2 tRNA genes and 1 rRNA gene are annotated in these 610 nt (G+C 48.9%); all 3 read right to left on the bottom strand.

Going from position 1 to position 610, the window contains the following annotated elements:
- Nucleotides 1–185: 185 nt before the first annotated feature.
- A tRNA-Ala gene (locus HP547_RS29240) sits at nt 186–261 on the bottom strand.
- Between the two features lie 113 nt (nt 262–374).
- A tRNA-Ile gene (locus tag HP547_RS29235) sits at nt 375–451 on the bottom strand.
- 86 nt (nt 452–537) lie between these two features.
- A 16S ribosomal RNA gene (locus HP547_RS29230) occupies nt 538–610 on the bottom strand; the annotation flags it as partial.

Genomic DNA, 610 nt, shown 5'->3' with positions numbered 1-610 from the left:
TCGCTCTTTCGAGCAGAACTCACAAATTTTACCTTAGCCTGATCCACCAGCAGTGAAACTGGTGTTCAGTCTATTTCTATCACATATCCGAATTTTTAAAGAACGATCTGACAAAAGTCAGAAATCAACATTCATTCACGAATGTTCATTTCTAAGTTCTGACAAGTGACTGTGTACAGCGAAAGTGGTGGAGCCAAGCGGGATCGAACCGCTGACCTCCTGCGTGCAAGGCAGGCGCTCTCCCAGCTGAGCTATGGCCCCGTATTCTGCGGCTAAACCATGTAATGGTAGGTCTGGGCAGATTTGAACTGCAGAAGAGCCGTCCTCACCTCTCTTTATCCAGAGGCATGGGGTGCTCACCATTCCAATCAAAATGGTAGGTCTGGGCAGATTTGAACTGCCGACCTCACCCTTATCAGGGGTGCGCTCTAACCAACTGAGCTACAGACCTAACGGTACAACTTTGGGTCTTGATCGTCTTTTACAATGAATCAAGCAATTCGTGTGGGTGCTCATCAGCAGGCTGATGTCGTCGATTAAGGAGGTGATCCAGCCGCAGGTTCCCCTACGGCTACCTTGTTACGACTTCACCCCAGTCATGAATCACACC

It is taken from the genome of Pseudomonas sp. CM27, from assembly GCF_013179515.1.
Taxonomy (GTDB): domain Bacteria; phylum Pseudomonadota; class Gammaproteobacteria; order Pseudomonadales; family Pseudomonadaceae; genus Aquipseudomonas.
The sequence above is the reverse complement of the archived record's forward strand: the minus strand, read 5'-3'. Positions and strand labels throughout refer to the sequence as shown.